A 26,878-nucleotide genomic window follows, 5' to 3' on the forward strand; every position below is an offset into this window, starting at 1 on the left:
GGACTGGTCCGGCGGTGGCCGCGGAGGCGCACGGAGGAACAACTCGCTGATTCCGGTACTTCCGGCCACACATGTGATGTGAGGTCTGCGGTCGTACCGCCGCCAGAAGCCGTGTCAGGGGCCGTGTCAGGGTCGTGTCAGGCGGGTGACAGGGCGGGCGCCCATGGTGGTCGCATGACAAGTTCAGCGATCGCGGTCACAGGACTGCGCAAGGCCTACAAGGACAAGGTCGTGCTCGACGGCATCGATCTGGAGGTCCGCGCCGGCACGATCTTCTCCCTGCTCGGTCCGAACGGGGCGGGCAAGACGACGACGGTGAACGTGTTGACCACGTTGGTGCGGGCCGACGGTGGGACGGTACGGGTCGCCGGACATGATGTCGCGACCCAGCCCAGGGCGGTGCGCGCGGCGATCGGGGTCACCGGTCAGTTCGCGGCGGTCGACGAGTTGCTGACCGGGCGGGAGAACCTGCAGCTGATGGTGGATCTGAGCCCGGTTCCCGCCCGGGACGGCAAGCGGGTCGTCACGGACCTGCTGGAGCGGTTCGACCTGGTGGAGTCGGCGCGGAAGCCGGTGTCGACCTATTCCGGGGGGATGCGGCGGAAGTTGGATCTGGCGATGACGCTCGTCGGCGACCCGCGGATCATCTTCCTCGACGAGCCGACGACGGGACTGGATCCGCGTAGCCGTCGCACGATGTGGTCGATCATCCGTGAGCTGGTGGCCGACGGTGTGACCGTCTTCCTCACCACCCAGTACCTCGAGGAGGCCGATCAGCTCGCCGACCGGATCGCGGTGCTCGATCAGGGCCGCCTGGTCGCCGAGGGCACCCCCGACGAGCTCAAGCGCCAGATTCCCGGGACGCACGTCCGGCTCCGGTTCACCACCGTCGCCGAACTCGACGCGGCCGCGCGGGTCCTCACCGAGGCCACGCGGGACGACGAGGCACTGGCCCTGCGGGTTCCCAGCGACGGCGGGACGAGGTCGCTGCGGGTCCTGCTGGACCGGCTCGACGAGTACGCGATCAGTGCCGACGGGCTGTCCGTGCAGACACCGGATCTCGATGACGTCTTCCTCGCCCTGACGGGCCGTACCACGGAGGTGGCCGCGAAATGAGCGCCAAGTCCCATCCGATCGTCATGCTGCGTCGCAACGTCACACACATCGCCCGGAATCCGACCTCGGTGTTCAACGCGGTCCTGATGCCGATCGTGATCATGTTGATGTTCGTGTACATGTTCGGAGACGCGTTCGACGTCGGTGTCGACTACATCGACTACGCGACACCCGGGCTGATGCTGCTGGCCGTCTGTTACGGGCTGGGGGCCACCGCGACGTCGGTGAACTCCGACATGACGAAGGGCATCATCAACCGGTTCAAGGTCATGCACGTCTCCCGCGGCGCGGTGTTGGCCGGTCACGTCATCGCCAGCGTGCTGACCAACCTGATCGCCATCGCGGCGCTCGTCGGGGTGGCCTTCCTGCTGGGATTCAGCCCGTCGGCGAGCGCCCTCGACTGGCTCGGCGCGATCGGCGTCATCGTGCTGCTCGCTTTCGCGGCCGGCTGGCTCACGGTCGCCCTGGGCCTGTCCGCGAAGTCGCCGGAAACGGCGGGTCTGGCCTCCGTGCCGCTGGTCATGCTGCCGTTCTTCAGCAGCGCGATCGTGCCGGCGGAGAAGATGGGGCCCGGGCTTCGGGAGTTCGCGGAGTACCAGCCCTTCACGCCGATCATCGAAACCCTGCGCGGGTTCCTCGCCGGCGCGCCCGCCACCGGTGACGTGATCCCCGCTTTCGCCTGGTGCGTCGGCATCGCTCTGGTCGGGTACCTGTGGGCGCGTTCCACGTTCAACAAGCGAGCGTGACCGCGACCAACTGACTCCAGCTGGTCGCAGTGCCTGCCAGCGCCGCCTCGGCGAACGTCGCTTCGCCGAGGCGGCGTCGCACTGTCTGCTCGATCCGGGCCAGGTCCGGGTGCGAGCGGTCCGGCAGTCCACGTACCGCAGCGCTCGCCGCGAGCAGCCGCGCGGCCTGCTCGGGCTGGTCGCGGCGCAGGGCCAGGTCCGCGACCCCCACGAGCACCTGTGCGATCAACGGTGCGTAACCGGCCTCGCGCGCCGCCTCGCAGGCCGCCATGCGATGCGTACGGGCCTGGTCGACATCGTCGGTCAGATAGCCCAGCAGGTCGTGGGTCCCCGCACGGATACCCGCCAGCTCCGCCTCGTCGCCCAGCAGCGCTGTCATGACTCCGAGTTGCTCGTACGCCTCCTCGGCGTCACCACGCCAGCGCGCGAGCTCCGCCTTGGACAGCGCCAGTTCGGCCAGCGCACCCGGCCACGTGACCCGGTCCGCGAACCGTTGCGCCTCGGCGAGGGCGGCCACGCTGGCGTCCTCATCGCCCAACAACCAGTACAACCGCGCCTGCCGCGACCGCATTCGGATGACGTCCTCGACGGCGCCGACCTCGGTGACGACCGCGATCGCCTCCTCGTAGTGCGCGCACGCCGCGGCGAACTCACCGCGTACGGCGATCAGCTCCGCCAGCTCGCTCAGGGCGAACGAGATCCCGAACCGTTCGCCGAGGGCCCGGAACTCGACGAGCGCCCGCTCGAAGTACGCGTCCACATCCCACCCGTCCTGGCCGAGGATGATCCGCAGCTTGCCGAGGTGCAGCCGGGCCAGCGCGCGGACCCAGGGGTCCTCGTGGTCCAGCAGGGTCTCCCAGGCGGGCAGGAGCGCGTCCGGCTCCCGCACCATGCGTTCCAGCGGGACGACGAGCGCCATCCCCGGGTGGCTGCCTCGACTGCGCCGGCTGAGCCGGTACGCCTTGTGGATCCACTTCGCCGCGTGGTGTTCGTCGCCCGGCCCGGAGTTCAGGAACAGCACGACGAGCGCGTACACGGTGGCCCGGATCTCGTCGCTCACCTCGCCGGGCGTTGCGGTGGCCGCGGTGATCAGCTCCATGCCTTCGGTCCGGTGACCGCCGAGCCACCAGTACCAGCCGGCGGCCGCGGCCAGCCGCATCGCCGCGGGCGCCTCGCCGGCCGCGAGCGCGCCCCGCATCGCGGAACCGATGTTGTCGTGCTCGACTTCGAGGACGGCGAGCCACTTCAGCTGTTCGGCGCGGCGAAGCTGCGGCTCCGCGGCCTCGGTGAGTTCGGTGAAGTAGGCGAGATGCGCGTGCCGCGCCAGGTCCGATTCCCCCGCCTCGGCGAGCCGGTGCGAGGCGTACTCCTTGATCGTGCCGAGCATCCGGTACCGCGGTGCGCCGTCACCCTCGGCGACCAGCAGCGACTTCTCGGCCAGTGCGGTGAGCAGTTCGAGCACCTCCTCCGGCTCGACCGCGCCGCCGGCGCAGACCCGCTCGGCCGCTTCCAGGCTCGCCCCGCCCGAGAACACCGAGAGCCTGCGCAGGACCCTCCGTTCGGCGTCGGTCAGCAGCTCCCAGCTCCAGTCGACCACCGCGCGCAGCGTCCGGTGCCGGGGCAACGCGGTACGGCTGCCGCCGGTCAGCAGGCGGAACCGGTCGTCGAGCCGCTCGGCGAGCTGATCGATGGACATGGTGCGCAACCTGGCCGCGGCCAGTTCGATCGCCAGCGGCATCCCGTCCAACGCCCGGCAGACCCGCGCCATCGTGGACAACGTGTGGGCGTCGACCGCGAGATCCCTGCGCACCGCACTCGCCCGGTCCCGCAGCAACTGGACGGCGGGAGAGGACTCGATCTCGCCAGGCCCGGCGTCCCCCTTCGGCAACGCCAGCGGCTCGACCGGCCACAGCGCCTCACCGGTGATGCCGAGCGGTTCCCTGCTCGTCGCCAGGATCCGCAGCCGCCGGCACTCCCCGAGCAGTCGATGGGCGAACGCCGCCGCCGACTCGATCACGTGCTCGCAGTTGTCCAGGACCAGCAGCGCCTCCCGCTCGCGGATCGCGGCGATGAGCCGGTCGATCAGCTCCATGCTCGGCGCCTCGCCGAGCAGAGCGTCCCGGAGACCGAGCCCGGCGAGCGTCGCCTGCACGACGTCTCCGTCGGCGCCGATGGCGGCGAGTTCCACCAGCCAGGCGCCGTCCGGCAGGTCGTCGAGCAGCCGGCGCGCGGTTTCGGTGGCCAGCCTGGTCTTCCCCGAACCGCCCGGCCCGATCAGGGTGGTGAGCCGGTGCCGGGCGACGAGTGCGCCGACCTCGGTGACAGCTTCGTCCTTGCCGATGAAGCTGCTCAGCTCGGCACGCAGGTTGGTCTTGCGATTCTGCTCCCGCCGCCCCACCTCGCCCCGCAGCAGCGCGACGTGCAGTGCCGAGAGCTCCGGGGAGGGGTCGACGCCCAGCGCGTCGGCCAGGGCCTCGCTCGTGCGCTGGTACACGAGCAGCGCCTCGGTGTCGCGACCGGCCGCCGCGAGGGCACGCATCAGCGCGATGACAAGCCGTTCGCGCACCGGGTGCGCGGCCACCAGGTCGGTCAGCTCCGGGACCAGTTCCGCACCGTGGCCGAGGCTGACCTCCAGGTCGAACCGATCCTCCATGGCCGTCAGGCGTAGCCTCTCCAGCCGGGTGGCCGCCGCGTCGAGCGCCGCGCTGTCGGGCAGACCGACATCCTGCATGGCCGCACCGCGCCACAACGCGAGGGCCTCGCGGAGCCGCCGGGCCCGCTGCGGACCCGCGTCATCGCGGGCCTGGCCGACGAGGCGTTCGAACCGTACGGCGTCGACGGCGTCGGGGTCCACCGTCAACCGGTAGCCGTCCGGCTGCCCCTCGACCGCCCCTTCCGGCAGCGCCTTCCGCAGCCGGGAAACCAGGCGCTGCAGCGCGTTCGCCGCGTCGGAGGGCGGGTGTTCACCCCAGATCCAGTCGACGAGCGTCGCTTTGGGGACCACCTGGCCAGGTCTGAGCGCGAGGGCGATCAACAGCCCGCGCAGGCGGGCGCCCGGCACGTCGGCGGAGCCGCCGTCGTCCGTGCGAACCTCGAACGGCCCGAGCATCCCGATCTGCACCCGGCAGATCCTGCCACGGGCGGTCGGCAGGCCTCCAGACCAGGCGCCGGGCGCCGAGGATCAGATGATCCTCGGCGCCCGGCCCGAACCTGCTCGGCGATCCGGGCGGTTACTCGCAGCCCAGGGCATCTTCGTACTGGTCGGGCGGGCTACCGGCGGCCACCTTGTCGGCGGTCTCCCAGAACACCTCCGGCCAGTCGCCCTCGTCGTTCATCTGGTGCAGCACCTTCCACGTGTGGCTGCTGCGCAACGCGTCCGCGGCCCGGCGGAGCGCGGCGTCGTCACCGGCCTTTTTCGCCCGCAGCCATTCGGCGATCCATTCGCAGCCGATCCGGCCGGTCACCTTGGCGCCGAACTGGTAGGAGTCGTTGGTACCGAGGTTGTTCAACGTGGCGGTGTCGAAGCCCGGAGGGAGCGGCACGTCGGCGAGCACCTCGGCCGCCTGCTCGCTCACCCGGTCGGGAGTGACGATCTCGGCCGGAAGCGCGGCGAGCCAGGTGCGGGCGTCGACGCGGACCACGTCGGCGAGAGCGCGATCGAACTCGCCACGGGTCCAGGCGCCCCCGGTACGCAGTTCGACGAAGGAACCGTCGCGGGGCCGGAGCATGACGGCGAAGTCGCTCGCGCTGTACCGGAACAGGTCGGCCGGCCAGCCGTCGACCTTCACCGCCTCCGGCTTGCTGACGTGGAGCCGATCCTTGTGGTAGCCGTCGTACTGGGCGGCCGGATACCAGTTCATCGCCAGGTGGCGTCCGCCGTTGCTGAACGCGATGGTGCCCTCCTTCTCGGCGAACCCGTAGACGGTGGTCGCCTTCCAGCCGGGCTGGTCGATCAGCAGCCGCGGGTTCTCCTCGGCCGCCTTGAGCACCATCGCGGAGTACGTGGCCGGGTCCCTCGCTTCGGAGGTGATCGGCGGGTTCGCCGGATGTCCGTCCGGCTGGTCACCTTCGATGATCGAGACCGCCAGGACGCCGGCGAGAAGGGTGGCCGCGACGCCTGCGCCGGCGAGGCCGCTCATCATGCCGCGGCGCGCCCGGGGGCGCCTGCCGGGTGGCTCGGCGACGGGTTCGAGGGTCGGCACGGACATGATCTCCTCCAGGAGGTTCTGTGCGGCCTCGTCGAGGTGCCGGATGACATCGGGTCGGTACGGGTCGGCGTCTCGGACCATCCGGTCGAGGTGTTCGTCGGTCATCTGCCCTCCTCTGAGCCGCGTGCTGCCATGACGTCGGGTACATGTCCGGTCGGGTCCAGGTCGTCACCGACGAGATCGCGCAATCGGGCCCGGGCCCGGGACAGCCGGGTACGGACCGCGGCAGGGTTCACCTGGAGAACCGCCGCGGCCTCGCGCGGCTCCAGGCCCTCCCAGAAGGTCAGCAGCAACACCTCCCGATCCAGATCGCCCAGCCGGGCCAGCGCGGCCTGGACCGTGAGCCGTTCGGGCACCTCGCTGCCCGGGTCGACGGCGACGGCGACCCTGAGTCGTTGCCGCAACCGATCGCCCAGCCGTTCCCGGCGCACCCCGCCGCGGTGGTGGTTGGCCAGCACCCGGCGGGCCACGCCGTACAGCCACAGCCGGGCCTCGGCCTCCGGCGGCATGTCACGGCTGCGCCGCCAGGCGACGAGGAAGGTCTCGGCCACCACGTCGGCCGCGTCCTCAGGCTGCTCGACACGCCGCATCGCGTACGCCAGCAGCGGCTCGAAGTTCATCGTGTAGACGCGGCGGAAGCGGTCCTCGTGTTCAGTCCCGGAACTCACGTCTACTCCATGTCCGGTCGAGCGCCCATCGTGACCCGATCCGACCACGACAGCTGCCTCTGCTGAAAGCGCTTCTTGATGGCGAACTGTGACGTGGTCGCGAGGGACGATGAGATGCGGTCGGGTCGGCGGAGAAGGAGCACGCATGTCAACGGAGCCGGAGCCGGGTCTTGTGCCGGAGCACCTGCGCATCCGGTACCGAGATGATCAACCGCCGATCGTGCTGACCATCGACGGGCAGGAGTTCCGGGTTCGTGAGCGTGCCGGAAAGCCCGGCACCTACGACTTCGACTGGCTCAACGGGCCGCACGAGTACGGCTTTGCGATCTCCGGCGGCTCGGCGATGACCCGGCCCGAGATGGAGGAGCACGTCCGGACGTTCCTGGCCATGATCGATCCCACCACCGGATACATCGAGGAGTAGGGCTGCGGGCGCCGCTGGCGGGTGGCGTGACGCCCCACCCATAATCTTGACTCATTCCAGAAAATGAGCAAGACTTCCGGCGTGGCCACGATCATGGACGTCCCGCGGATGCTGCGGGGGGCGGCGTTGCGCGTGACCCGTCCCCGAGTGGCGGTGCTGCACGCGGTGCACGCGCATCCGCACGCCGACACGGAATCGATCATCACCGCCGTACGCCGGGACCTCCCCGACGTGTCGCACCAGGCGGTGTACGACGTGCTGCGCGCGCTGACCACCGCGGGCCTGGTGCGGCGCATCGAACCGTCCGGCTCGGTGGCCCGCTACGAGTCGCGGATCGGGGACAACCACCACCACCTGGTGTGCCGGTCCTGCGGTCTGATCGCCGACGTCGACTGCGCCGTCGGCGAGGCACCCTGCCTGACCCCGTCCGACGACAGGGGCTTCTCGGTCGACGAGGCCGAGGTCGTCTACTGGGGCCGGTGCCCCGACTGTTCCGACGCTGGCAACTCCTGATCCCTCTGATACGGCACGTCACGGAAAGGAATCCGTTGTCCGAGAACCCGATGTCCGAGAACCACGAGGCCGTCGTCCACGACGCGAGCGCGGGGAGCGAGTCGCGCTGCCCGGTGGCGCACGGACGCGCCCCCCACCCGACCCAGGGCGGCGGCAACCGCGGCTGGTGGCCGAACAGCATCAACCTGAAGATCCTCGCCAAGAACCCCGCCGAGCGGAACCCGCTCGACGGTGAGTTCGACTACGCCGAGGCGTTCACGGCCCTCGACCTCGCCGCCGTGAAGCGGGACATCGCGGAGGTCCTGACGACCTCGCAGGACTGGTGGCCGGCCGACTTCGGCCACTACGGCCCGCTGATGATCCGGATGGCGTGGCACAGCGCGGGCACGTACCGCATCAGCGACGGCCGCGGCGGCGCCGGCGCCGGCATGCAGCGCTTCGCGCCGCTCAACAGCTGGCCGGACAACGGGAACCTCGACAAGGCCCGGCGCCTGCTGTGGCCGGTCAAGAAGAAGTACGGCCAGAGCATCTCCTGGGCCGACCTGATGATCCTCGCCGGCAACGTCGCCCTGGAGTCGATGGGCTTCAAGACCTTCGGGTACGCGGGTGGCCGGCCGGACGTCTGGGAGCCCGAGGAGGACGTCTACTGGGGTCCCGAGACGACCTGGCTCGGCGACGACCGCTACACCGGCGACCGGGAACTCGAGAACCCGCTCGCCGCGGTCCAGATGGGCCTCATCTACGTCAACCCGGAGGGCCCGAACGGCAACCCGGACCCGCTCGCCTCGGCCCGCGACATTCGCGAAACGTTCCACCGCATGGGGATGAACGACGAGGAGACGGTCGCGCTGATCGCCGGCGGCCACACCTTCGGCAAGACCCACGGTGCCGGCCCGGCCGACCACGTCGGTGCCGAGCCCGAGGCCGCCCCGATCGAGGAGCAGGGCCTCGGCTGGCGGAACAGCTTCGGCACCGGCAAGGGCGCCGACACGATCACCAGTGGTCTCGAGGTCACCTGGACCTACCACCCGACCCGGTGGGACAACGAGTTCTTCCACATCCTCTTCGGCTACGACTGGGAACTGATGACGTCGCCGGCCGGCGCGCACCAGTGGCGTCCCCGCAACGGCGCGGGCACCGACATGGTGCCGGAGGCGCACGACCCGGCGAAGCGCCGCGAGCCGCGGATGCTGACGTCGGACCTGGCGCTGCGCTTCGACCCGGTCTACGAGCAGATCTCGCGACGGTTCCTGGAGAACCCGGACGAGTTCGCGGACGCCTTCGCCCGGGCCTGGTTCAAGCTGACCCACCGCGACATGGGCCCGATCCAGCGCTACCTCGGCCCGGAGGTTCCCACCGAGACGCTGGTCTGGCAGGACCCGGTCCCGCCGGTGACGCACGAACTCGTCGACGCGCAGGACGTCGCGGCTCTCAAGGCGCAGGTCCTCGCCTCGGGGTTGACGGTGGCCCAGCTCGTCTCCACCGCGTGGGCGTCGGCCTCGACGTTCCGTGGCGGCGACAAGCGCGGCGGCGCCAACGGGGCGCGGATCCGCCTGGAACCGCAGCACAGCTGGGAGGTCAACGACCCCGACCAGCTGGCGACGGTGCTGCGCACGCTGGAGGGCATCCAGCAGGCGTTCAACGCCGCGCAGACCGGCGGCAAGCAGATCTCGCTCGCCGACCTCATCGTGCTCGCCGGTGACGCCGCCGTCGAGCAGGCCGCCCGCGACGGCGGAGTCGACGTCGAGGTGCCCTTCACGCCGGGACGTACGGACGCCACGCAGGAGCAGACCGACGTGGAGTCGTTCGCGGCGATGGAGCCGACCGCCGACGGGTTCCGCAACTACCTCGGCAAGGGCAACCGCCTGCCGGCGGAGTTCCTCCTGGTCGACAAGGCGAACCTGCTGACCCTGAGCGCGCCGGAGACGACGGTTCTCGTCGGCGGTCTCCGCGTCCTGGGTGCGAACTGGCAGCAGTCGCCGCTCGGTGTCCTCACCACGACCCCCGGTGCGCTGACCAACGACTTCTTCGTCAACCTCCTCGACCTGGGTACGACGTGGAAGGCGACGTCCGAGGACGCGAACACCTTCGAGGGGCGCGATCTCGCCACCGGCGAGGTCAAGTGGACCGGCAGCCGCGCCGACCTCGTCTTCGGGTCCAACTCGGAGCTGCGCGCCCTGGCCGAGGTCTACGCGGGCGACGACGCCCGCGAGAAGTTCGTCCGGGACTTCGTGGCGGCGTGGACCAAGGTCATGAACCTGGGCCGGTACGACCTGGCCTGATCCGGACGCCCGGGCCGGGCGGCGGTCACCAGGTGGTGGCCGCCGCCCGCGTCGTCATGACGACGCGGAACGGGATGTCGGGCGGGCGCGCAGGTGGGCGCGTTCGCCCTGGCGGCCGAAGAGGCTGAGGATCTCCACCGGTTCCGCGTCGGCGGCACCGAACCAGTGCGGCACCCGGGTGTCGAACTCGGCCGCCTCGCCCGGCGCGAGCACCAGGTCGTGCTCCCCGAGGACGAGCCGCAGCCGCCCGTTGAGGACGTAGAGCCACTCGTACCCCTCGTGGGTCTGCGGGTCGGGGGTCCCCTTGCGGGCCGGGATCACCAGCTTGTACGCCTGGATGCCGCCCGCCCGCCGGGTCAGCGGCAGCATCGTCATGCCGTGGTGGGTGACGGGGCGCAAATGGATGCGCGGGTCGCCGGTGGGCGGGGCGCCGACCAGCTCGTCGAGCGTGACGCCGTGGGCGCGGGCCAGGGGGAGCAGTAGTTCGAGGGTCGGGCGGCGGGCACCGGACTCCAGGCGGGAGAGGGTGCTCACCGAGATGCCGGTCTCCCTCGACAGGTCGGCCAGGGTGGTCTCGCGCTGCTTCCGCAGGGCGCGCAGCCGCGGGCCGACCGCGTCGAGGGCCTGGTCCAGATCACCGTCCATCCGGCAAGTTTGCCACAACGGCAACAACATTTGCTGGTACGGCCGCAGTCCGCGCATGGTTGGCGCGGGAGGTGGTCAGGATGACCGATCAGTTGAGCAGCGACTACGACGTGGTGGTGGTCGGCGGCGGCGCCGCCGGGTTGAACGGGGCGTTGATGCTCGCCCGGGCCCGCCGGTCGGTGGTGGTGATCGACGCGGGCGCCCCGCGTAACGCGCCGGCCGACGGGGTGCACGGGCTGCTCGCCCGCGAGGGCACGCCGCCGGCCGAACTGCTGGAGCGCGGCCGGGCCGAGGTGCGCGGGTACGGCGGCCACGTGGTGACCGGGCAGGTCGACGCCGCGGCGCGCGACGGTGACGGGTTCGCCGTGACGCTCGCCGACGGGCGGTCGGTGCGGGCGCGCCGGCTGCTCGTGACCACCGGGCTGGTGGACGACCTGCCGGGCGTCGCCGGACTGCGGGAGCGGTGGGGCCGGGACGTGATCCACTGCCCGTACTGCCACGGCTGGGAGGTCCGCGACCGGGCCATCGGCGTGCTGGCCACCGGCCCGATGTCGGTGCACCAGGCGCTGCTGTTCCGCCAGTGGAGCGCCGACGTCACGTACTTCACCCACCTGTCCGCCGGCCCGGACGAGGAACAGGCGGAACAGCTCGCCGCCCGCGACATCCGGGTGGTGACCGGTGCGGTCGCGGCCCTGCAGATCGTCGACGACCGGCTGACCGGGGTACGGCTCGCCGACGGAACGGTCGTCGAGCGGGACGCGCTGGCGGTCGGGGCGCGGACGGTCGCGCGGGCCGGACTCCTGGCCGGGCTCGGGCTGCGGCCGGTGGAGCACCCGAGCGGGATGGGCGAGCACGTCCCCGCCGACCCGACCGGGCGTACCGACGTACCCGGGGTGTGGGTGGCCGGGAACGTCACGGACCTGGCGGCGCAGGTGGGGGCCGCCGCGGCGGGCGGCGCCCTGGCGGCGGCGATGATCAACAGCGACCTGGTCGCGGAGGAGACCCGGCAGGCCGTCGACGCCCGGCGGCAGCGGTTCTCCGCCGGGTCCGAGGCGCGGGTGGCCGAACTGGTGGCCGGCGACCGCCGCCACGGGCTGTGAACAAGGGACGCCGGCGCGGCTGAGCGATCGGCCGGAGGGGTACGGCGCCTAGGATGAGCCCATGAGCGCAGAGGCCGTCGGCAGGCACATGCCCGCTGTCGTGACGCTCGAGGATCTGGCCGCCATGAACGCCGCCGATCCCAACGGTCACCGGTACGAGACGAGCCCCGAGGGGGTGCTGTCGGTCATGCCGCCGCCGGACTCGGAGCACGCGATGATCGCCAGTCGGCTGATGGCGTGGCTCATCATCGCCGGGTGGCCCGCCGAGCAGGTTCTCCAGGCCGCCGGCCTCCGGGTGCCCGGCCCCGACGGGGTCGGCGGCCGCATCCCTGACCTCACCGTGTGGCGCAAGCCGCCGCCGCGGAGCGTCTGGTCCGTCGCGGCGGACGTCGCGCTGGTGGTCGAGATCGTCTCGCCGGGCTCCGAGGCGATCGACTCGGTCACCAAGGTCCGGGAGTACGCCGCCGCCGGCATTCCCCGCTACTGGATGGTGGACCGCGACAGCGGGCAGACCGTCACCCTGTATCGGCTGTCGGAGCGCGGCGACTACGAGGAGCAGGCCAGAATGCCGCTGGCCTGGTTGCTCCAGACGGCCCCGGCCGAGCACCTCGACTAGCAGGCGGCGGTGGCGGGACCGGTGTGGGCGGACGGCCGGGGCAGTTCGGGGAACCGCGACGCACTGAGCGCCGCCAGACTCACTCCGCTTCGACGCCGCCAGCCCGCAGGATCTGGCGGACCCGCTCGCGGGTGTATCCGGTGACCCGGACGATGTCGACTTGCCGCATTCCGTCACGAGCGGCGTCGACAATTGCCTCGGCGAGCCGCGAACGGGCCTCGGCCACGTCGTTCCTCGCGTTCGTGACGAGCTGCTCCGCCCGGGCCTGGGCGTCCATAACGGCAGCCCGCGCCTCTTCGTAGGCCCGGACCGCAGCCGCCAGGTCGTCCGTCACGCGGCCATCGTCCCACGTTGGATCTTGGCCAACTGTGTGGAGCAGCCATTAGGCCAAATAGCGCTTGCGTCATTTGGCATTGTGAGCGAGGCTGGAAGGCGCATCGGCAATGCGGCGAAGGGGGCATCTTGACGGCTCAACCTGGCATCCTGCCCGCCCTGCCAGCGTGCGGGCGGCCGGCGGACGTGCGGATCGAGGTGTACGGGGGCGACAGCCTGGAAGCGTCCCTCTACGTCTGCCGGCAGCACGTGACGTCGGGTGCGGCCGCTCTCGACGCGTACGGCTGGCGGGCGGAACCGGCCGCCGTCCGTCCGCTCGTGACGAGGCCGTGCGGGTACGCGTACCGCTATCCCACCGGCCGGCTCGCGGACCTCGCCCATCCGCACTGGTGTGACCGGCGAGATTGCCTCGACCGTCACCGGCACCGGTCGCTCCGCCTGCCGGTCACCGGTGGGCGGCCGGAGGCGGCCGTCGCCGAGGTGTCGCTGTCGCAGGGGCTGACGGCCGGGCTGGAACCGGTGATCGCGCTGGCCGTGGTCGACGCGGGCAGCCACGAGGTGACGCTGTCGCTGGGGCAGGGGCGTGTGCTGTCGTACCAAATGCGGCGGCTGCTCGACCTCACCAGCCGGCGTCGGGGTGACTGAGGCGGGGCGAGGCGCCGCAGGGCGGCTCCGCAGGGCGGGGGCGGGTCAGCGGGGGCGGCGGGTCTTCGGCAGGTCGAACTGGTCGGCGGCCTTGCAGTCGCTCGGTCCGCCGACCGCGCTCGGCCCCACCCGCTCCAGCGCCTGCCGGGCGCGGACCCGGCCCAGGTTCCAGGCGTACCAGGGGTCCGGCTCGTCGAGGTCGTCGGCGATCCAGCTCAGGGTGCAGCGGCGTACCGGGTCGGGCAGCTCGGCCAGGGCGGGCGTCGCGTCGGCCGAGAGGGCCCGGAGGTACCAGGCGTCGATCTTCCCGGTCGTCTGGTAGCGGGCGATGTTGCGGCTGGCGGCGTAGTCCTCCGGGTTGAGGACGGCCAGGCTGAGCAGCATGACCACGGCGAGTGCCACGGTCGCGCGCGGGATCCAACCGCCCTTCCAGCGCAGCCCGGCGACGAGGATCATCAGGAAGACCGTGCCGAGCAGCAGCTCGAACGCCATCACGAAGAGACGTTCGCCGGTGAAGCTGTAGACCTTCTGGTACGTGTACATCCGGGACAGCGCCGAGATCACGATGACGACGCTGAGCGCGCTCAGCGCGCCGAGCAGGACGCGCAGCACGATCCGCTCGGCACCGCTCTCGCGCCGCGCCCAGCGGGCCACCCCGCCGAGCACGGCGAGCGTCAGCAGGGTGACGGCGACCAGCTGCCAGAAGCCGCTGCGCGCGTACTCGGCGTAGCTCAGCCCGGCGGTGCGCAGCACATGCCGCTGACCGCCGAACAGGACGGTGAACTGCACCGCCACGAAACCGGCGAACAGCAGCGTCACGGCCGTGATGACCGGCGCCCACTCCACCATGCCGAAGCTGCGCCGGGTCGACCGGTCCACGCTGGACAGGTCCGGCGGCGCGGCGAGCGTCCAGACGGCGGCCACGACGCAGAGCGCACCGACCGTGGCGAGGAAGATCCAGCGGAACACCGTACCGATGCTGACCTCGGGCACGACCGCGCCGAGCACCACCGAGAAGGCGCCGTCGGCCGACGCGAGCAGCGCGCCGAACACGATCAGCGCGGCGACGGTGGCCGCGACCGAACCGACCACCCGGCGCACCAGCCCCGGGTCGGCGTTGGACCGGAAGTGGGCCCGCACCCAGGGCTGGCCCCGGACGGCCGCGACCGGCCCCGCGACCACGCTGAACAGGATCGACCGGACGCCCCGACCGCCGACCACCGCGAGGGCCGCGCACCCGAGCGCGCCGAGGACGCAGAACGTCACCAACCACCACGCGTTGCGGAAGGCCAGGACCGCCAGCAACGCCAGCGCGGCCGCCGCCCAGCCGGCGCGGACCCACCGCTCGGTCCGCGGCAGGTCGGCGACCGGGCGGCGGACCGCGACCACCACGCCGACGGTCAGGGCCAGCCAGCCCAGGAACCATCCGATCCCGGTGCGGCTGAGCGGCACGAAGAACGCCAGCCCGAGAGCACCGGCGAGGACCGCGGCGGGCACCGCGTGCCCCCGCGTGGGCTTCGGCCCGGGCCAGTGCCGCTGGAACCACGACGGCCCCGGCGGCGCCGGCCGGTAGAAACCACCGGACATCCCGGGGTACGGCGGCACGCCGGCCCGGCCGGGCCCCGCGGCGTACGGCACCGGGTCACCCGGCGCGGGTGCGGCCGCCGCCGTGGCGCCGGACGCCGCTGACGGACCGGTGGCCAGGGCGGGTGTGGTCGACGGCCCGCTGCCGGCCGGCGTCCCGATGGGCTCGGGCGCCCCCTGAGGCCGAGCGGGCTGATCGGTGCCCGCTTCCGGTGACCCGTCCTTGGCGGCGGTCTCGCCGCCGGCGGACGCGACCTCCGGCTTGACGCCCGCGGCCGGGCCGCCGGGCGTCGTACCGCCCGCCTGCGTCGTGGCCGCCGGGGCACCGGCCGGCACCGCGCCATCCGCCTCGGCGACCGGCACCAGGGGGAGGAAGACCGCGTAGCCGCGGGTGCCCGCCGGGAGGTTGACCGGGATCGCCCACGCGGGCTGGCCCTCGGGCCACGGGAAGGCGCCGGGAGCGTCGGCGGTGGCGGGCGCGGCCAGCAGGTACGGCGGCGCGCTCCCGCCGGCGGAATCCTCGGCGGGCGGTCGGGGCGCCGGTGGTGGCTGGGTCACGGCACACTCCTTGATCAAGGGGTGGGCACACTGTACGGCCACTCCGCGCGGCCCGCCGCCCCGTCCTACGTGCCGGCGCACGCACCGCCCGCCCCGTCGGCGTGACCGGAACCGGTCAGCGTCCACTTCGGGACTGAGCCGTCCTCATCCTCCGCGCCACTCTCACCGGTGAACCCCGAACCTGATCGGAGGACCGATGACCCATCCCCGATGGCGGTCGACCGGTGCCACCTTCGTCGTGGCCCTGGTGACCGCCCTGGTCGCCGCCCTGCTGCCCGCCGCGCCGGCGCTGGCCCTGCCCTCGGGCAGCGGCTGGTCGGCCTCGTGGAGCTACTACCACCCCACCGCCTACCAGTACGCGGGCACGCTGCCCGGCGTACGGCTGACCGGCTACGCCACCGACAGCTCGGGCGTCTCGAGCACCGTCGGCACCATCGAGGACACCGCCAACGACAGCCGCTGTGCCCGCGTCCTGCTGTACGCCAACGGGGTCGGCTACATCGCCGACCGGACCACCTGCGGCAACGGCAGCCACCTGACCTACAGCACGGTCAGCTACCAGCAGGGCCTGCTCGTGATCGTCTACCGGATGGTCCAGGGGACGAGCACCCACGACAAGGGCTTCCACCTCTACATCCCACCCTCCCTGAGCGACTCCCAGTTGCGCGCGGTCGGCACCGGCGCGAGCTGGTCGTACTACGCCTCGACCGCGTTCCAGTACTCGATCACCCGGCCCGGCGTCCGGCTGACCGGCTACGGCGCGCACCAGTACACCGACCAGCGCTCGTCGCTGAACACGGTGGAGAAGACGGCGACCACTCTCGGCTGCGCCAGCGGCCGGGTCACCGGCGGGACCACCACGAGCGGCAGCACCTGCGCCAACGGCGGCAGCGCCTCGTTCACGCGGTTCGACCACACGAACAACCTGGAGGCATCCGCCTGCTACCAGCCGACCCTCGGCACCCAACGCTGCCTGGCCCTGAACATCCCCGAGCCCTGGTGACCCCCTGCACGGCGGAGGACGGACGGGCGTCACGAAACCGTGGTCGTGGGGCCGCCGCCGCGGCCGCGGTCGTCCAGCAGGAGGGGTGCGCGGCCGGTGACGGTGTAGCGGACGTGGGTCACGTCGGGGGAGTGGACGACCCGCGTCGGGACCAGCTCGATGCCCTCCTTCGCGCCGAGGCCCAGGTCGGCGTCGAGCAGCCGCAGGCCGCTGCCCAGCACGACCGGCACGATGTGCAGCTCCAGCTCGTCGAGCAGGCCGGCGGCGAGCACCTGCCGGACCAGGCTGCCGCCGCCGGCCACCGCCACGTTCTTCCCTCCGGCGGCGGCGCGGGCCTGCGCGACGGCGCTGGCGACGCCGTCGGTGACGTACGTGAAGCTGGTGCCGCCGCCGCGCACCAGGGTCTCCCGGGGGCGGTGGGTGACGACGAAGACCGGCGCCCGGAACGGCGGCTCCGCACCCCAGGGCACCTCGCCGCCGTCGGCCATGCGGCGCCCCATGACGTACGCGCCGGCCGCCGCGAAGCTCTCGGCGACGATCTCCGAGTTGGTGTCGTGCGTACCGCCGGCGAAGCCCTGCCGTTCACGCCAGGCCATCGCGTCGGTCGCCCACCGGGTGACCCGGAAGAAAGCGGCGGCCTCCGCCGACTCCATCCAGTGGCCGTCGCCGGTGTGGCGGGGGCCGGCGTAGTACCCGTCCAGCGACACGGACAGCTGTGCGGTCACCTTGGTCATCTCGGATCGTCCTCTCCTCGGCGGGGCACCTCGTGGTCCCCGTTCACCGAGGGATCGGAGCGGGCGGCGACCGTTCGACACGACATCGCTGTGACCCGCCTCACACCAGTCGGGCGGCCTGCCGGATGAGGAAGCGCCGCTCGGGCAGGCTGCCGGCGAGCCGGGCCGCCTCCCGCCACTCCCGGGCGGCCGCCGCCCGCTCCCCGGCCCGCTCCAGCAGGTGCGCGCGGACCGCCAGCAGCCGGTGGTGCCCCGCGAGCGGCCCGTCCGCCAGCTCACGCACCAGGTCCAGGCCGGCCGCCGGCCCCCGCACCATGCCGAGCGCGACCGCCCGGTTCAGGGACACCGCCGGCCCGGGGGCCAGCCGCTCCAGCAGCTCGTACAGGCCCAGGATCTGCGGCCAGTCGGTCTCCTCGGCGGACGGCGCCTCGGCGTGCACGGCGGCGACCGCGGCCTGCACCTGGTACGGGCCGACCGGCGCGGTCGACAGCGCGTCGGTCAGCAGCGCGGTGCCCTCGGCGATCGCGGAGCCGTCCCAGCGCGTCCGGTCCTGCTCGGCCAGCGGCACCAGTTCGCCCTCCGGCCCGGTACGGGCCGGTCCCCGCGCCTCGGTCAGCAGCATCAACGCGAGCAGGCCGGCCACCTCGCCGTCGGCGGGCAGCCGCCGGTGCAGGCGCCGGGTCAGCCGGATGGCCTGCCGGGTCAGGTCGACCCGGCGCAGCGCGGGTCCGCTGCTGGCCGCGTACCCCTCATTGAAGATCAGGTAGAGCACGTGCAGGACGACCGCGAGCCGTGGCTCCCGCTCCGGCTCGGGTGGCGGCGCGAAGCGGGCACCCGCCTCCCGCAGCCGCTGCTTGGCCCGCACGATGCGCTGCCCCATCGTCTTCTCCGGCACCAGGAAGGCGGCGGCGATCTCCGGGGTGGTCAGCCCGCCGACCGCCCGCAGCGTCAACGCCACCTGCGCCGACGGTCCCAGCGCCGGGTGGCAGCAGAGGAACAGCAGTTCGAGCAGGTCGTCGTGGGCGGGCTCGGCGTCCGGCGGCGGAGCGAACAGCGCGTCGCGGGGGGTCGCGTCCAGGACGGCCTGCTCCCGGCGCCGGCGGGCGGCGTCGGCGCGGACCTGGTCCACGTAGCGGCGGGCAGCCACCGTGCGCAGCCAGCCCGCCGGGTGCTCCGGCACGCCGTCGGCGGTCCAGGTCTCGACCGCCGCGAGCAGGGCCTCCTGCACGGCGTCCTCGGCGCGGGTGAAGTCGCCGTACCGGCGTACGAGGGCGCCGAGGACCTGCGGCGCGAGGTCGCGCAGCAGGTCACCGACGCGGTCGTCGCCGGTCAGAGGTCGCCGCCGGTGCCGGTCATCAGCGGCCACACCTCCAGGCCGCCGCCGCTGGGTCCGCTGCCGAACCGCAGGGCCGGGTACGACCGGGCGATCTCCAGTGCCCGCTCCTCGCTGTCGACGTCCACCACGAAGTACGAGCCCACGTACTCCTTCGCCTCCAGGTAGGGGCCGTCCGTGACCACGGGCGCGTCGCCCACCATGCGGACCGACCGGGCCCGGGACACCAGGCCCTGGCTCTCCACCAGCTCGCCGGAGCCGCGCAGCGCCTCGTTGAACGCGTCGACCTCGCCGATCAGCGCGGTCAGGTCGCCCGCGGGCAGACTGTTCCAGATCTCCTCGTTGCCGTAGATCAGCATCAGGTACTTCACCGGAGGCTCTCCTCTCAAGGCAGGTCAGGCGGCATGTCGCAACCATCTGCGCGACACGACGGAGTCGGATTCCGGACAGGACGCCGGGCACCTCGCCGTCGCACTGTTGTAGCAGGTGAGAGGCGTAAGGATGGCGGGCCACATCCCGATCCTCGGGCCCGGCGGGGACAGCACCGTCCCCGCCGACACCGCCGCCACCGAGCCCGGCCCCGTCGCCGTGGCGGATCCGGCGTAGCGCACCGCCGGCTCCGCCCCACGGGCCGCGCTCCGCCCGACACCGGGACCGGGCGCCCCGCCCCGGTGTCACCTCCGGACACCGACGTCGCCACCTTCCGACACGTCCGCCCCGCCGCGTCGACGCGGCGGAACGACCGCTGCCCACCGCCGTCGCGCGAACGTGCAGGTCGAGACACCACCCGTACGGCAGCACCGCCGTTCCGCCGTCGCACGCGGGCCGGGCGGTCCGCCGTACCCGATGACCGGCCGTCCGGGCGCGGGCCCGGCTGGGCCGGTCGCCGCCCGAGATCCAGCACGGCCGGACCGGTCGGGCGCGGAGGCCCGCCGGCCGCCGGCAGAAGCATGAGAGGAGGCGGCGATGGCCGCTCCCACCGTGACCGCCGCCCTGAACGCCGCGGTCTACTCTCCCGCTGACCCGATGACGCTGACCGTCACGTACGGCGACGCCGACACCCGGCCGGTGACCGTCACCGTCGTCGTCACCGACGCCCAGGGCAACAGCAGCGCCCCGGCGCGGGTCACCGCCGTCATCGACCCGCTCACCGTCACCGTCACCGACGACTCCGGACGCACCTGGACGAAGCTGTCGGACACCGGCGCGGTGGCCGTCTACCGGGCGGTGGCGTGATGCCCCGGGTCACCGTGACGGTGCGTGACAACGGCGGGCGCACCGCCACCGCAACCGCCACCTACACGATCGCCCCGCCGGTGCTCGGCGGCTACTACCTCTCCGGCAATGCCGACCCGACGGCCGACATGGCGGGCGGAAACATCCGCTCGTTGACCCAGTACCGCAGCTTCGCCGACGGCTACGTCTTCCCCGGCTGGAACCGGCCCTGGCTGGTCGACCTGGGCAAGGCCGGGATAAAGATCAACATGGTGCTGGAGCTCAAGCACTACGGCGCCCCGAACACCGACGCGCAGACCTTCACCGTGGACGGCGTGCGCTACACCGTCCCGGCGCCCGCCATGACCATCCAGCAGCGACCGGGAACGACCTGGCCGCGGGCGTACGGCTACAGCCAGGTGCTCGCCGGTCAGTGCGACGGGCTGTTCGCGCGGGCGCTGTCGCAGTACCGGACGATGGGCTTCGGGGTGAACATCCAGCTCGCCTCCGAACTGGACACCGACCACGAGTTCGGCACCACCGAGGCGGGCAAGGCGTACCCGTGGGCGGAGTCCGACGCCCGCGCGGTGCAGGCCGTCACGTACATCGTCAACTGGTTCAAGGCGCGCGGCCTGCCCGCCGGCACCACCTTCTCGGTGGGGGTGGGGGGCTTCGACCGGGCCTGCTACCAGCGCACCCACCCGGAGGCGCTGATGGCCAAGCTCGACTTCCTCCAGTGGAACGTCTACGCCACGGACCCGACCCACACCGCGCTGGCCCGGTTCCGCCGGACCAAGGACTGGGCGGTCGCCGACCTCGGCCCGGTCGCGCTCTCCCGGCCGGTCCTGATCGCCGAGTGGGGCGTCCGGGCGGCCGAGATCCCCGACCAGGCGGCGTGGATCCGCACCGTCCCGGCGGCCGTCGCCGCGCTCAACGCCGAGCGCGGACCCCGGATCGTGCGGACGAACTACTTCAACTCCGGCTGGGGCACGCTCTCGCCGAAGGCGACCGGCCTGGCCGCGCTCAAGACGGCCTACGCCACCCGGCCGTACGTCTGAGACCCCCGCTCGGCCCGGCGCCCGGCGGGCGGGGATCCGTCCGCCGGGCGCCCGGGGTGACGTCAGTCCCCGGTCAGCCGCTCCGCGTACGCGTCGCGCAGCTCCGGCCAGCCGAAGTCCATCGCCTCGGCGCCCCGGATCGGGCCCACCGGGTCACCGGCGAGCAGGTGGTCGGCGATGTCGAGGCAGAGGTGCCAGCCGGCTGCCACCATCGGTGCCATGCCGCCGTCGGCGAGCGTGTGGCGCAGGGTCAGGCGGGTCCCGGCGGCGGTGGGGATCAGCTCCCAGCGCAGCAGGTCATCGCCCCACGTGTACTCCAGCAGGTGCGGGCGCTCGGCCCGGCGTACCGTGGCCCGGTGCCGTTCGGTGGTCTCACCGTCGATCATGGTGAGCGTCGTGTCACCGGGGGAGCCCAGGTCGCGGTCGGCGAGGAACGGCGCCCACTCGGCGAGCCGGCCCGGCTCGGTCAGCGCCGACCACACCACCTCCGGAGGGTGGCGCAGGTCGCGGACGAACACGACGGTCCGGCGCCCGCCGGCGGTCTCCAGGGAGACCTCGGCCGGCGGGGTCGGGCGGAAGTCGGCGCGGTCCATCACGGCTCCTGACTGTCGAGGTGGCGTTCCAGGGCGTCCAGGTGGGTGGTCCAGAGCCGTCGGTACGGCGCCAGCCACCCGTCGACCGCCTGCAACGGCCGGACCTCGATCCGGTAGATGCGCTGCTGGGCGGCGGTGCGACTGCTGACGAGGCCGGCCTCGCGGAGCACCCGCAGGTGCTTGGAGACGGTTGGCTGGCTCACCCCGAGGTCGGTCACCAGCTCACCCACGCTGCACTCGGCGCGGCGGAGCCGGTCGAGGATCCGGCGCCGGGTCGGCTCGGCGAGGACCGCGAAGGCGTCGGCTGTCACCAGCCTATATTCCCTCGCCGGCATATGCGTGTCAAGGCATGTGCGGTCGCTGGGCGGCACCCCGCCGACCTCCCTATGCTCGGGACCATGGAACTGCGGATCTTCACCGAACCCCAGCAGGGCGCCACCTACGACGACCTGCTCGCCGTGGCCCGCCGCGCCGAGGAGACCGGCTTCGCCGCCTTCTTCCGCTCCGACCACTACCTGAAGATGGGCTCGGTGACCGGCGAGCCCGGCCCGACCGACGCGTGGACCACCCTCGCCGGACTGGCCCGCGACACCCGGTCGATCCGGCTCGGCACGCTGATGACGGCCGCCACCTTCCGGCTGCCCGGCCCGCTCGCGATCACCGTCGCCCAGGTCGACCAGATGAGCGGTGGCCGGGTGGAGCTGGGCATCGGCACCGGCTGGTACGCCGACGAGCACACCGCGTACGGGATCCCCTTCCCGTCCCTCGCCGAGCGGTTCGACCGGCTGGAAGAGCAGCTCGCGGTCATCACCGGCCTGTGGGAGACCCCGGCGGGCGGTACGTTCGACTTCGCCGGGCGCTACTACCCGGTCAGCGAGTCGCCGGCCCTGCCGAAGCCGGTACAGACCCCGCGCCCGCCGATCCTGCTCGGCGGCATGGGCCCGAAGCGCACGCCGCGCCTCGCCGCCCGCTACGCCGACGAGTTCAACCTGCCCTTCGCCTCGATCGAGGACACCGTCGCCCAGTTCGAGCGGGTCGGCGCCGCCTGCGCCGGCATCGGGCGCGACCCGGCCACCATGACCTGGTCCAACGCGCTCGTGCTCTGCTGCGGGCGGAACGACGCCGAGGTGGCCCGCCGGGCCGCGGCCATCGGCCGGGAGCCGGACGAGCTGCGCGCCAACGGCCTGGCCGGCACCCCCGCCGAGGTCGTCGACAAGATCGGCCGGTACGCCGAGACCGGCAGCCAGCGGATCTACCTCCAGGTGCTCGACTTCGCCGACCTGGACCACCTGGACCTGGTCGCCGCCGACGTGCTGCCCAAGGTGTAAGGAAGGGCCCCCTGTTAGCGCCTCCGGTAGAGGAGGGGCCCCTGTTAACAACCTTGAGGCGCGCGGCGCTCAGCGGGTACGCGTGCCGGCGGGGTCGCGGAGCACGGTGTCGAGGCGGCCGTCGCGGTCGCTGTCGACGTACGTGACGTCCGGAACGCCGTCGCCGTCGAGGTCCACCTGCACCACGTCGGCGACGCCGTCCCCGTCCAGGTCGGTGACCACCTCGACGGCCCCGTCCAAGCGGTGCGTGACGATCGACCGGGCCTCCGCGCGCGGCGGGGGCCCGGGGTGCGGCACCGGCGTCGGGGCGGGCGGCGGCGCCGGAGTCGGCTGCGGCCCGGGGGTGGTGTCCGGCGGCGCGCTCGCCGGCAGCACACCGACACCGGTCGGGTCCATCTCCTCCTCCGAGGGGTACACATCGCCCCGCGGGGCGGGATCGCGGTAACTACTCATCCGCCCCCATTTCCCCACCCGAGCCCGGGATAACCGCCCACCCCTCCCACCGCCGCATCACCCCGCCTCCGGCTCGCTCCGTTGATCATGGAGTTAGCGGGCTATCTGGAGATCCAAGCACCCGCCAGCTTCATGATCGACGTGCGCGGCGCGGGGCAGCGCGCGGGCGGGTGAGGGAGGCGCGCGGCGGCGGGGGGCGGCGGGGGCGGGGGGCGGCGGGGGGCGGCAGCGACCGGCTCCGGGCGGCCGGCACCGGGCACTCGTTCAACCGGTTCGGTGACACCACCGGTGACCTGGTGTCGCTGGCCGGGCTGCCGCCGGACGTGACCCTCGACCGGGACCGGTCCACCGTCACCGTGCCGGCCGCCCTCCGCTACGGCGACCTCGCCACCGCCCTGCACGCCCAGGGGTACGCGCTGGCGAACCTCGCCTCCCTGCCGCACATCTCGGTCGCCGGGGCCGTCGCCACCGGCACCCACGGCTCCGGCGTACGCAACGGCAACCTGGCCAGCGCCGTCGCGGCCCTGGAACTGGTCACCGCCGACGGTGACCTGCTGACCCTCGACCGCGACGCGGACGGGGACACGTTCGCCGGCGCCGTGGTCTCCCTCGGCGCGCTGGGCGTCGTCACCCGGGTCACCCTCGACGTGGTGCCGGCCTTCACCCTGTGCCAGTACGTGCGCCTCGGCCTCGCCCGGGAGGCGCTGGACGAGGCGCTCGACTCCGCGTACAGCGTCAGCGTCTTCACCGACTGGCGGACGCCGCTGCTCCGCGAGGTGTGGGTCAAACAGCACGCGGAGCTGCCCCCACCCCCGGCGGGCTGGCTCGGGACGACCGCCGCCGAGACGCCCCGGCATCCGGTGGCCGGGCTGTCCCCGGAGCACTGCACCCCGCAGCTCGGGGCCCCCGGGCCGTGGCACGAGCGCCTGCCGCACTTCCGGCTCGGCTTCACCCCGAGCAGCGGGGACGAACTCCAGTCGGAGTACCACGTGCCGCGGGCCGCGGGGGCCGACGCGCTGGCCGCGCTGGACGAGGTGGCGCACCTGATCGCCCCGGTGCTCCAGGTCTGCGAGCTGCGGGCGGTCGCGGCCGACCGGCTGTGGCTCAGCCCGAACCACGGGCGCGACAGCCTCGCGATCCACTTCACCTGGGTTGGCGACGCGGCGGCGGTGACTCCGGTGGTGGCGGCCGTGGAGGAACGCCTCGCGCCGGTCAGCCCGCGCCCGCACTGGGGCAAGGTCTTCGGTCTGGCCCCGGCCGCGGTCGCCGCGGCCTGGCCCCGGTACGCGGACTTCCTCGCCCTGATGGTCCGTCTCGACCCGTCCGGAACGTTCCGCACCGACCTGCTCGACCACTACTTCCCCCGCCCCTGAGCGCCGGCGCCGACTGTCAGAAAGCAGCCTCGGCCCTTCGTCGGCTTTCCGACCGGGCGGGTTCCGTGATTGCCTCGTCACCGACCTTGACGTCCACAAGGGATGGAGTGACATGACGGATCCCTCCGGCACGGGTCTCCGGCTGACGCCGATCGACAACCGGGCCCTGGCCCCGATCACGGTCGTCGCGCAGTGCCTGGACAACCAGTGGGTCACGCAGGACCTGCTCGCCCGGATCGTCGCGCGGCGGGAGTCGTACCGGGAGGTGGAGCAGCGCCGCCGCCGCGACGCGCGGGCCGAGTACCTGCGCGCGATCCTCAACGCCGAGCAGGTGGTGGTGAACCGGGCGTACTTCTTCAACAACCCCGTCGTCCACCGGGACTTCACGGCGGACGGGCCGCAGCGGGCGGCGTTCCGGGAGCTGCTGGCCGACGGCGTCCTCGTGCCGTTCCTCCTGCGCGAGCGCAGCCTGGCGGCGGAGCCCGGGTTCGGCGTGGACAGCGCCGGCTGGTCGGGCTGGTTGCGGCTGCTGGGCGAGGTGGACGAGGTCCGCTGCCTGCGGCTGTCGTGGGACGACGCGGAGAACGACCGCCTCACCGAGCGCTGCATGTTCGCCGAGTTCCGCCGCTTCCTGCTCCAGCTCGCCGCCTTCGACATCGAGGAGCTCCGGCGGGATCTTCGGCTGCCGGAGGAGAGCCGCCCGGTGCTGCGCCGGCGGATGCAGGAGGTGACGCTCTGGGCGGTGGAGACGGAGCAGGCCACCCGGGAGGGCTTCTACCGGGAGTTCCTGGTGGAGCCCGACACGAATCCGGCCGAGGGCCGGTTTCGTTCCGCGCCGCTGGTCGGCCAGCTCAAGCAACTGGTCGACCTGCGCTACAACACCACGCTGCCGGACGCCGTCGACGGGTACGCGCTGATCCCCGCCGACTCCCTGCGCCGCACCGCGATGCAGGAGTACCGGCGGGAGCGGCCGCCGGACCGGAACCTGGACGACCTGCTCACCCTGGTGAGGACGCTGCGGCCGTACGCCTTCGACCTGGCCCAGCTGCCGCTGCGCCTCGACCTGACCGGGTTGGAGCTGCACCATGTCCGGCAGGCGCGGGACACCGACGAGTGGCGGGAGTACGTGGCCGCCCTGCGGGAACTGCTCGCCGAGCCGCTCGACTTCGTCACCCGGGCGCAGCGGGTGTACGACCGCTACGTCGCTCTGGCCCAGCGGCTGGCGGGCATCGTCGGGGAACGGCGCCTGGAACGGGCGCGGGCGTGGGAACCGGTGATCCGGGTGACGGTCGAGGTGCTGGGCAGCACCGTCTCGCTGGTCTTCGACGGTGATCCACGGGTGGAGCTGGTCGGTGACGTGGCCGCCGAGGTGGCCGGGCGGGGCGCCACCGCCGTGGTCCGCTTCGCCGTGGTCAACCGGGACCAGCGCCGCGCCGCCCGAGACCTCGGCACCGGCGTCGACGTTATGCGGGTACACCTGCAACGGGCCGGGGAGGACTGGCGGGAGCTGGTGCGCCGGCTGCAGGAGACGGGATTCCCGGTCAGTCCGGGTGACACGGGTCGCGACGACGAGCCGAACATCGACCGGCCGCAGGAGGACGAGGGTGAGTGAACTTTGGAGGCAGTACGTCGAGCTGCGACGGCGCCAGCCGGACCTCTTCGCCAACCCGCCCGGCTCCGCGGTGGAGATCCTGGACGAGCCGGAGCAGGTGGCGGCGGCGGAACAGGCCAGGGCGGACGTCCTGCGCGCCCGTGGCCTGCCGGCGGAGTGGAGCCGGCCCGGGGTGGTCTACCGGGACGACTACGTGACGCTCGTCCGCGATCCGGTCCGCTTCCCGGGTGGCGTGCTCGGGACGTACCTCCGGTCGCTTCCCAGCAGCGGCGCCGACGGCCTGGTCGTGCTGCCGGTGCTCGACGGCGGCGTCGTGCTGGTGGAGCACTTCCGGCACACCACCCGCCGGTGGCACCTGGAGGCGCCGCGTGGGTTCGGTGAGGCCGGTGTGCCGCCGGAGGAACAGGCGGCGCGGGAACTGCGCGAGGAGATCGGCGTGGCACCGGCCCGCCTGGTCGACCTGGGGGTTCTGCATCCGGACACCGGCATCGCGACCAGCACGGTGCGGCTCTACCTGGCCGAGATCGCCGAGCTGGGCGACACCGCGGCCGAGGAGGGCATCCGCGCCGCACGGACGTACCCGGCCGGGCGGGTCGGCGAGCTGATCCGCGACGGGGTGGTCACCGACTCGTTCACCATCGCCGCCTGGACCCGAGCGTGGCTGCGGGGCCTGCTGAGCGGGGTTCCGGGACCGGTCACCGGTACGGGTCGGTGATCCTCGGAGCTGTCCAGCCCGAT

27 protein-coding genes are annotated in these 26,878 nt (G+C 72.9%); 15 read left to right on the top strand and 12 right to left on the bottom strand.

What is annotated here, in order from left to right; genetic code table 11:
* The first annotated feature begins 174 nt into the window (after positions 1–174).
* The gene (locus AB0873_RS13290) at positions 175–1,116 is read left to right on the top strand and encodes an ATP-binding cassette domain-containing protein (protein WP_155330819.1); all 942 of its coding nucleotides are present in this window, start codon (positions 175–177) and stop codon (positions 1,114–1,116) included.
* Positions 1,113–1,862 carry an ABC transporter permease gene (locus AB0873_RS13295; protein WP_366599918.1) on the top strand — a complete coding sequence of 250 codons (750 nt, stop codon included), beginning with the start codon at positions 1,113–1,115 and terminating at the stop codon, positions 1,860–1,862. The genes AB0873_RS13290 and AB0873_RS13295 overlap by 4 nt, the downstream gene beginning before the upstream one ends.
* On the opposite strand, the gene AB0873_RS13300 is transcribed toward AB0873_RS13295, so the two are convergent.
* The 3 genes from AB0873_RS13300 to AB0873_RS13310 form a co-directional block, all read right to left on the bottom strand.
* Positions 1,846–4,983, bottom strand: coding sequence for a BTAD domain-containing putative transcriptional regulator (locus AB0873_RS13300; RefSeq protein WP_366599919.1), 3,138 nt, complete (start codon positions 4,981–4,983; stop codon positions 1,846–1,848). The two genes, AB0873_RS13295 and AB0873_RS13300, sit on opposite strands and share 17 nt — an antisense overlap.
* 109 nt (positions 4,984–5,092) lie before the next feature.
* The gene (locus AB0873_RS13305) at positions 5,093–6,175 is read right to left on the bottom strand and encodes a hypothetical protein (protein ID WP_366599920.1); all 1,083 of its coding nucleotides are present in this window, start codon (positions 6,173–6,175) and stop codon (positions 5,093–5,095) included.
* Positions 6,172–6,738: an RNA polymerase sigma factor gene (locus tag AB0873_RS13310; protein ID WP_155330823.1), complete on the bottom strand. Its 567-nt coding sequence runs from the start codon at positions 6,736–6,738 to the stop codon at positions 6,172–6,174. Before AB0873_RS13310 ends, AB0873_RS13305 begins: the two co-directional genes overlap by 4 nt.
* A 145-nt stretch (positions 6,739–6,883) precedes the next feature.
* On the opposite strand from AB0873_RS13310, the gene AB0873_RS13315 reads away from it, so the two are divergent.
* The 3 genes from AB0873_RS13315 (at position 6,884) to katG (ending at position 9,957) form a co-directional block, all read left to right on the top strand.
* The gene (locus AB0873_RS13315) at positions 6,884–7,162 is read left to right on the top strand and encodes a hypothetical protein (protein ID WP_366599921.1); all 279 of its coding nucleotides are present in this window, start codon (positions 6,884–6,886) and stop codon (positions 7,160–7,162) included.
* Positions 7,163–7,255: 93 nt separating this feature from the next.
* Positions 7,256–7,675 (top strand): Fur family transcriptional regulator, encoded by a 420-nt coding sequence (locus tag AB0873_RS13320; RefSeq protein WP_366600006.1) that lies wholly within the window; start codon positions 7,256–7,258, stop codon positions 7,673–7,675.
* Between the two features lie 50 nt (positions 7,676–7,725).
* Positions 7,726–9,957, top strand: coding sequence for a catalase/peroxidase HPI (gene katG / locus AB0873_RS13325; RefSeq protein ID WP_366599922.1), 2,232 nt, complete (start codon positions 7,726–7,728; stop codon positions 9,955–9,957).
* Between the two features lie 54 nt (positions 9,958–10,011).
* Here katG and AB0873_RS13330 read toward each other — a convergent pair whose 3' ends face one another.
* Complete coding sequence (locus AB0873_RS13330) at positions 10,012–10,602, bottom strand: XRE family transcriptional regulator (RefSeq protein ID WP_366599923.1); 591 nt, start codon at positions 10,600–10,602, stop codon at positions 10,012–10,014.
* 80 nt (positions 10,603–10,682) lie between these two features.
* Here AB0873_RS13330 and AB0873_RS13335 point away from each other — a divergent pair, with 80 nt between their 5' ends.
* Positions 10,683–11,702: an NAD(P)/FAD-dependent oxidoreductase gene (locus tag AB0873_RS13335; protein ID WP_366599924.1), complete on the top strand. Its 1,020-nt coding sequence runs from the start codon at positions 10,683–10,685 to the stop codon at positions 11,700–11,702.
* A gap of 61 nt (positions 11,703–11,763) precedes the next feature.
* The gene (locus AB0873_RS13340) at positions 11,764–12,318 is read left to right on the top strand and encodes a Uma2 family endonuclease (RefSeq protein ID WP_155330828.1); all 555 of its coding nucleotides are present in this window, start codon (positions 11,764–11,766) and stop codon (positions 12,316–12,318) included.
* Positions 12,319–12,397: 79 nt separating this feature from the next.
* Here the strand turns inward: AB0873_RS13340 and AB0873_RS13345 are convergent, their stop codons facing one another.
* Positions 12,398–12,652: a hypothetical protein gene (locus AB0873_RS13345; protein ID WP_366599925.1), complete on the bottom strand. Its 255-nt coding sequence runs from the start codon at positions 12,650–12,652 to the stop codon at positions 12,398–12,400.
* Positions 12,653–12,780: 128 nt separating this feature from the next.
* Between AB0873_RS13345 and AB0873_RS13350 the strand changes: the two genes are divergently transcribed.
* Positions 12,781–13,296, top strand: a complete 516-nt coding sequence (locus tag AB0873_RS13350) for a hypothetical protein (protein ID WP_366599926.1) — start codon at positions 12,781–12,783, stop codon at positions 13,294–13,296.
* A gap of 45 nt (positions 13,297–13,341) precedes the next feature.
* Here AB0873_RS13350 and AB0873_RS13355 read toward each other — a convergent pair whose 3' ends face one another.
* Complete coding sequence (locus AB0873_RS13355) at positions 13,342–15,438, bottom strand: DUF4153 domain-containing protein (protein WP_366599928.1); 2,097 nt, start codon at positions 15,436–15,438, stop codon at positions 13,342–13,344.
* Between the two features lie 196 nt (positions 15,439–15,634).
* Between AB0873_RS13355 and AB0873_RS13360 the strand changes: the two genes are divergently transcribed.
* Complete coding sequence (locus AB0873_RS13360) at positions 15,635–16,441, top strand: hypothetical protein (RefSeq protein WP_366599930.1); 807 nt, start codon at positions 15,635–15,637, stop codon at positions 16,439–16,441.
* Positions 16,442–16,470: 29 nt separating this feature from the next.
* On the opposite strand, the gene AB0873_RS13365 is transcribed toward AB0873_RS13360, so the two are convergent.
* The 3 genes from AB0873_RS13365 to AB0873_RS13375 all read right to left on the bottom strand — a co-directional run bounded on the left by AB0873_RS13365 (position 16,471) and on the right by AB0873_RS13375 (position 18,879).
* Positions 16,471–17,175 (bottom strand): dihydrofolate reductase family protein, encoded by a 705-nt coding sequence (locus AB0873_RS13365; protein WP_366599932.1) that lies wholly within the window; start codon positions 17,173–17,175, stop codon positions 16,471–16,473.
* A gap of 100 nt (positions 17,176–17,275) precedes the next feature.
* Positions 17,276–18,541 carry a DUF6596 domain-containing protein gene (locus AB0873_RS13370; RefSeq protein ID WP_366599933.1) on the bottom strand — a complete coding sequence of 422 codons (1,266 nt, stop codon included), beginning with the start codon at positions 18,539–18,541 and terminating at the stop codon, positions 17,276–17,278.
* Positions 18,505–18,879 carry a YciI family protein gene (locus AB0873_RS13375; protein ID WP_230688997.1) on the bottom strand — a complete coding sequence of 125 codons (375 nt, stop codon included), beginning with the start codon at positions 18,877–18,879 and terminating at the stop codon, positions 18,505–18,507. The genes AB0873_RS13370 and AB0873_RS13375 overlap by 37 nt, the downstream gene beginning before the upstream one ends.
* Positions 18,880–19,474: 595 nt before the next feature.
* On the opposite strand from AB0873_RS13375, the gene AB0873_RS13380 reads away from it, so the two are divergent.
* Together AB0873_RS13380 and AB0873_RS13385 are read left to right on the top strand one after the other, a co-directional pair.
* Positions 19,475–19,744, top strand: a complete 270-nt coding sequence (locus AB0873_RS13380; RefSeq protein WP_155330835.1) for a hypothetical protein — start codon at positions 19,475–19,477, stop codon at positions 19,742–19,744.
* A complete protein-coding gene (locus tag AB0873_RS13385) occupies positions 19,744–20,781 on the top strand; it encodes a hypothetical protein (protein ID WP_366599935.1) in 1,038 nt (345 codons plus the stop codon). The genes AB0873_RS13380 and AB0873_RS13385 overlap by 1 nt, the downstream gene beginning before the upstream one ends.
* 62 nt (positions 20,782–20,843) lie before the next feature.
* On the opposite strand, the gene AB0873_RS13390 is transcribed toward AB0873_RS13385, so the two are convergent.
* Together AB0873_RS13390 and AB0873_RS13395 are read right to left on the bottom strand one after the other, a co-directional pair.
* A complete protein-coding gene (locus tag AB0873_RS13390; protein WP_366599936.1) occupies positions 20,844–21,374 on the bottom strand; it encodes an SRPBCC family protein in 531 nt (176 codons plus the stop codon).
* On the bottom strand, positions 21,374–21,685 hold the full coding sequence (locus tag AB0873_RS13395) for a metalloregulator ArsR/SmtB family transcription factor (RefSeq protein ID WP_366599937.1): 312 nt from the start codon (positions 21,683–21,685) through the stop codon (positions 21,374–21,376). Before AB0873_RS13395 ends, AB0873_RS13390 begins: the two co-directional genes overlap by 1 nt.
* A gap of 87 nt (positions 21,686–21,772) precedes the next feature.
* Between AB0873_RS13395 and AB0873_RS13400 the strand changes: the two genes are divergently transcribed.
* A complete protein-coding gene (locus tag AB0873_RS13400; RefSeq protein ID WP_366599938.1) occupies positions 21,773–22,702 on the top strand; it encodes an LLM class F420-dependent oxidoreductase in 930 nt (309 codons plus the stop codon).
* Positions 22,703–22,771: 69 nt separating this feature from the next.
* Here AB0873_RS13400 and AB0873_RS13405 read toward each other — a convergent pair whose 3' ends face one another.
* Positions 22,772–23,155, bottom strand: a complete 384-nt coding sequence (locus AB0873_RS13405) for a hypothetical protein (protein ID WP_366599939.1) — start codon at positions 23,153–23,155, stop codon at positions 22,772–22,774.
* Positions 23,156–23,325: 170 nt separating this feature from the next.
* Here AB0873_RS13405 and AB0873_RS13410 point away from each other — a divergent pair, with 170 nt between their 5' ends.
* From AB0873_RS13410 to AB0873_RS13420, 3 genes are all read left to right on the top strand, one after another.
* On the top strand, positions 23,326–24,528 hold the full coding sequence (locus AB0873_RS13410) for a D-arabinono-1,4-lactone oxidase (RefSeq protein WP_366599940.1): 1,203 nt from the start codon (positions 23,326–23,328) through the stop codon (positions 24,526–24,528).
* A gap of 112 nt (positions 24,529–24,640) precedes the next feature.
* Positions 24,641–26,140 (top strand): hypothetical protein, encoded by a 1,500-nt coding sequence (locus AB0873_RS13415; RefSeq protein WP_366599941.1) that lies wholly within the window; start codon positions 24,641–24,643, stop codon positions 26,138–26,140.
* Entirely contained in the window at positions 26,133–26,855 is a 723-nt protein-coding gene (locus AB0873_RS13420; protein WP_366599942.1) for an NUDIX hydrolase, read from the top strand. Before AB0873_RS13415 ends, AB0873_RS13420 begins: the two co-directional genes overlap by 8 nt.
* Positions 26,856–26,878: the final 23 nt, after the last annotated feature.

Source organism: Micromonospora sp. NPDC047707 (genome assembly GCF_040704235.1).
Classification (GTDB): Bacteria; Actinomycetota; Actinomycetes; order Mycobacteriales; family Micromonosporaceae; genus Micromonospora.

Coding starts and splice junctions, on each gene's coding strand:
- AB0873_RS13295 (WP_366599918.1), top strand. CDS start 1,113: ATGAGCGCCAAGTCCCATCCGATCGTCATGCTGCGTCGCAACGTCACA.
- AB0873_RS13360 (WP_366599930.1), top strand. CDS start 15,635: ATGACCCATCCCCGATGGCGGTCGACCGGTGCCACCTTCGTCGTGGCC.
- AB0873_RS13290 (WP_155330819.1), top strand. CDS start 175: ATGACAAGTTCAGCGATCGCGGTCACAGGACTGCGCAAGGCCTACAAG.
- AB0873_RS13415 (WP_366599941.1), top strand. CDS start 24,641: ATGACGGATCCCTCCGGCACGGGTCTCCGGCTGACGCCGATCGACAAC.
- AB0873_RS13390 (WP_366599936.1), bottom strand. CDS start 21,374: ATGGACCGCGCCGACTTCCGCCCGACCCCGCCGGCCGAGGTCTCCCTG.
- AB0873_RS13385 (WP_366599935.1), top strand. CDS start 19,744: ATGCCCCGGGTCACCGTGACGGTGCGTGACAACGGCGGGCGCACCGCC.
- AB0873_RS13405 (WP_366599939.1), bottom strand. CDS start 23,155: ATGAGTAGTTACCGCGATCCCGCCCCGCGGGGCGATGTGTACCCCTCG.
- AB0873_RS13365 (WP_366599932.1), bottom strand. CDS start 17,175: ATGACCAAGGTGACCGCACAGCTGTCCGTGTCGCTGGACGGGTACTAC.
- AB0873_RS13305 (WP_366599920.1), bottom strand. CDS start 6,175: ATGACCGACGAACACCTCGACCGGATGGTCCGAGACGCCGACCCGTAC.
- AB0873_RS13400 (WP_366599938.1), top strand. CDS start 21,773: ATGGAACTGCGGATCTTCACCGAACCCCAGCAGGGCGCCACCTACGAC.
- AB0873_RS13320 (WP_366600006.1), top strand. CDS start 7,256: ATGGACGTCCCGCGGATGCTGCGGGGGGCGGCGTTGCGCGTGACCCGT.
- AB0873_RS13335 (WP_366599924.1), top strand. CDS start 10,683: ATGACCGATCAGTTGAGCAGCGACTACGACGTGGTGGTGGTCGGCGGC.
- AB0873_RS13330 (WP_366599923.1), bottom strand. CDS start 10,602: ATGGACGGTGATCTGGACCAGGCCCTCGACGCGGTCGGCCCGCGGCTG.
- AB0873_RS13340 (WP_155330828.1), top strand. CDS start 11,764: ATGAGCGCAGAGGCCGTCGGCAGGCACATGCCCGCTGTCGTGACGCTC.
- AB0873_RS13315 (WP_366599921.1), top strand. CDS start 6,884: ATGTCAACGGAGCCGGAGCCGGGTCTTGTGCCGGAGCACCTGCGCATC.
- AB0873_RS13380 (WP_155330835.1), top strand. CDS start 19,475: ATGGCCGCTCCCACCGTGACCGCCGCCCTGAACGCCGCGGTCTACTCT.
- katG (WP_366599922.1), top strand. CDS start 7,726: ATGTCCGAGAACCACGAGGCCGTCGTCCACGACGCGAGCGCGGGGAGC.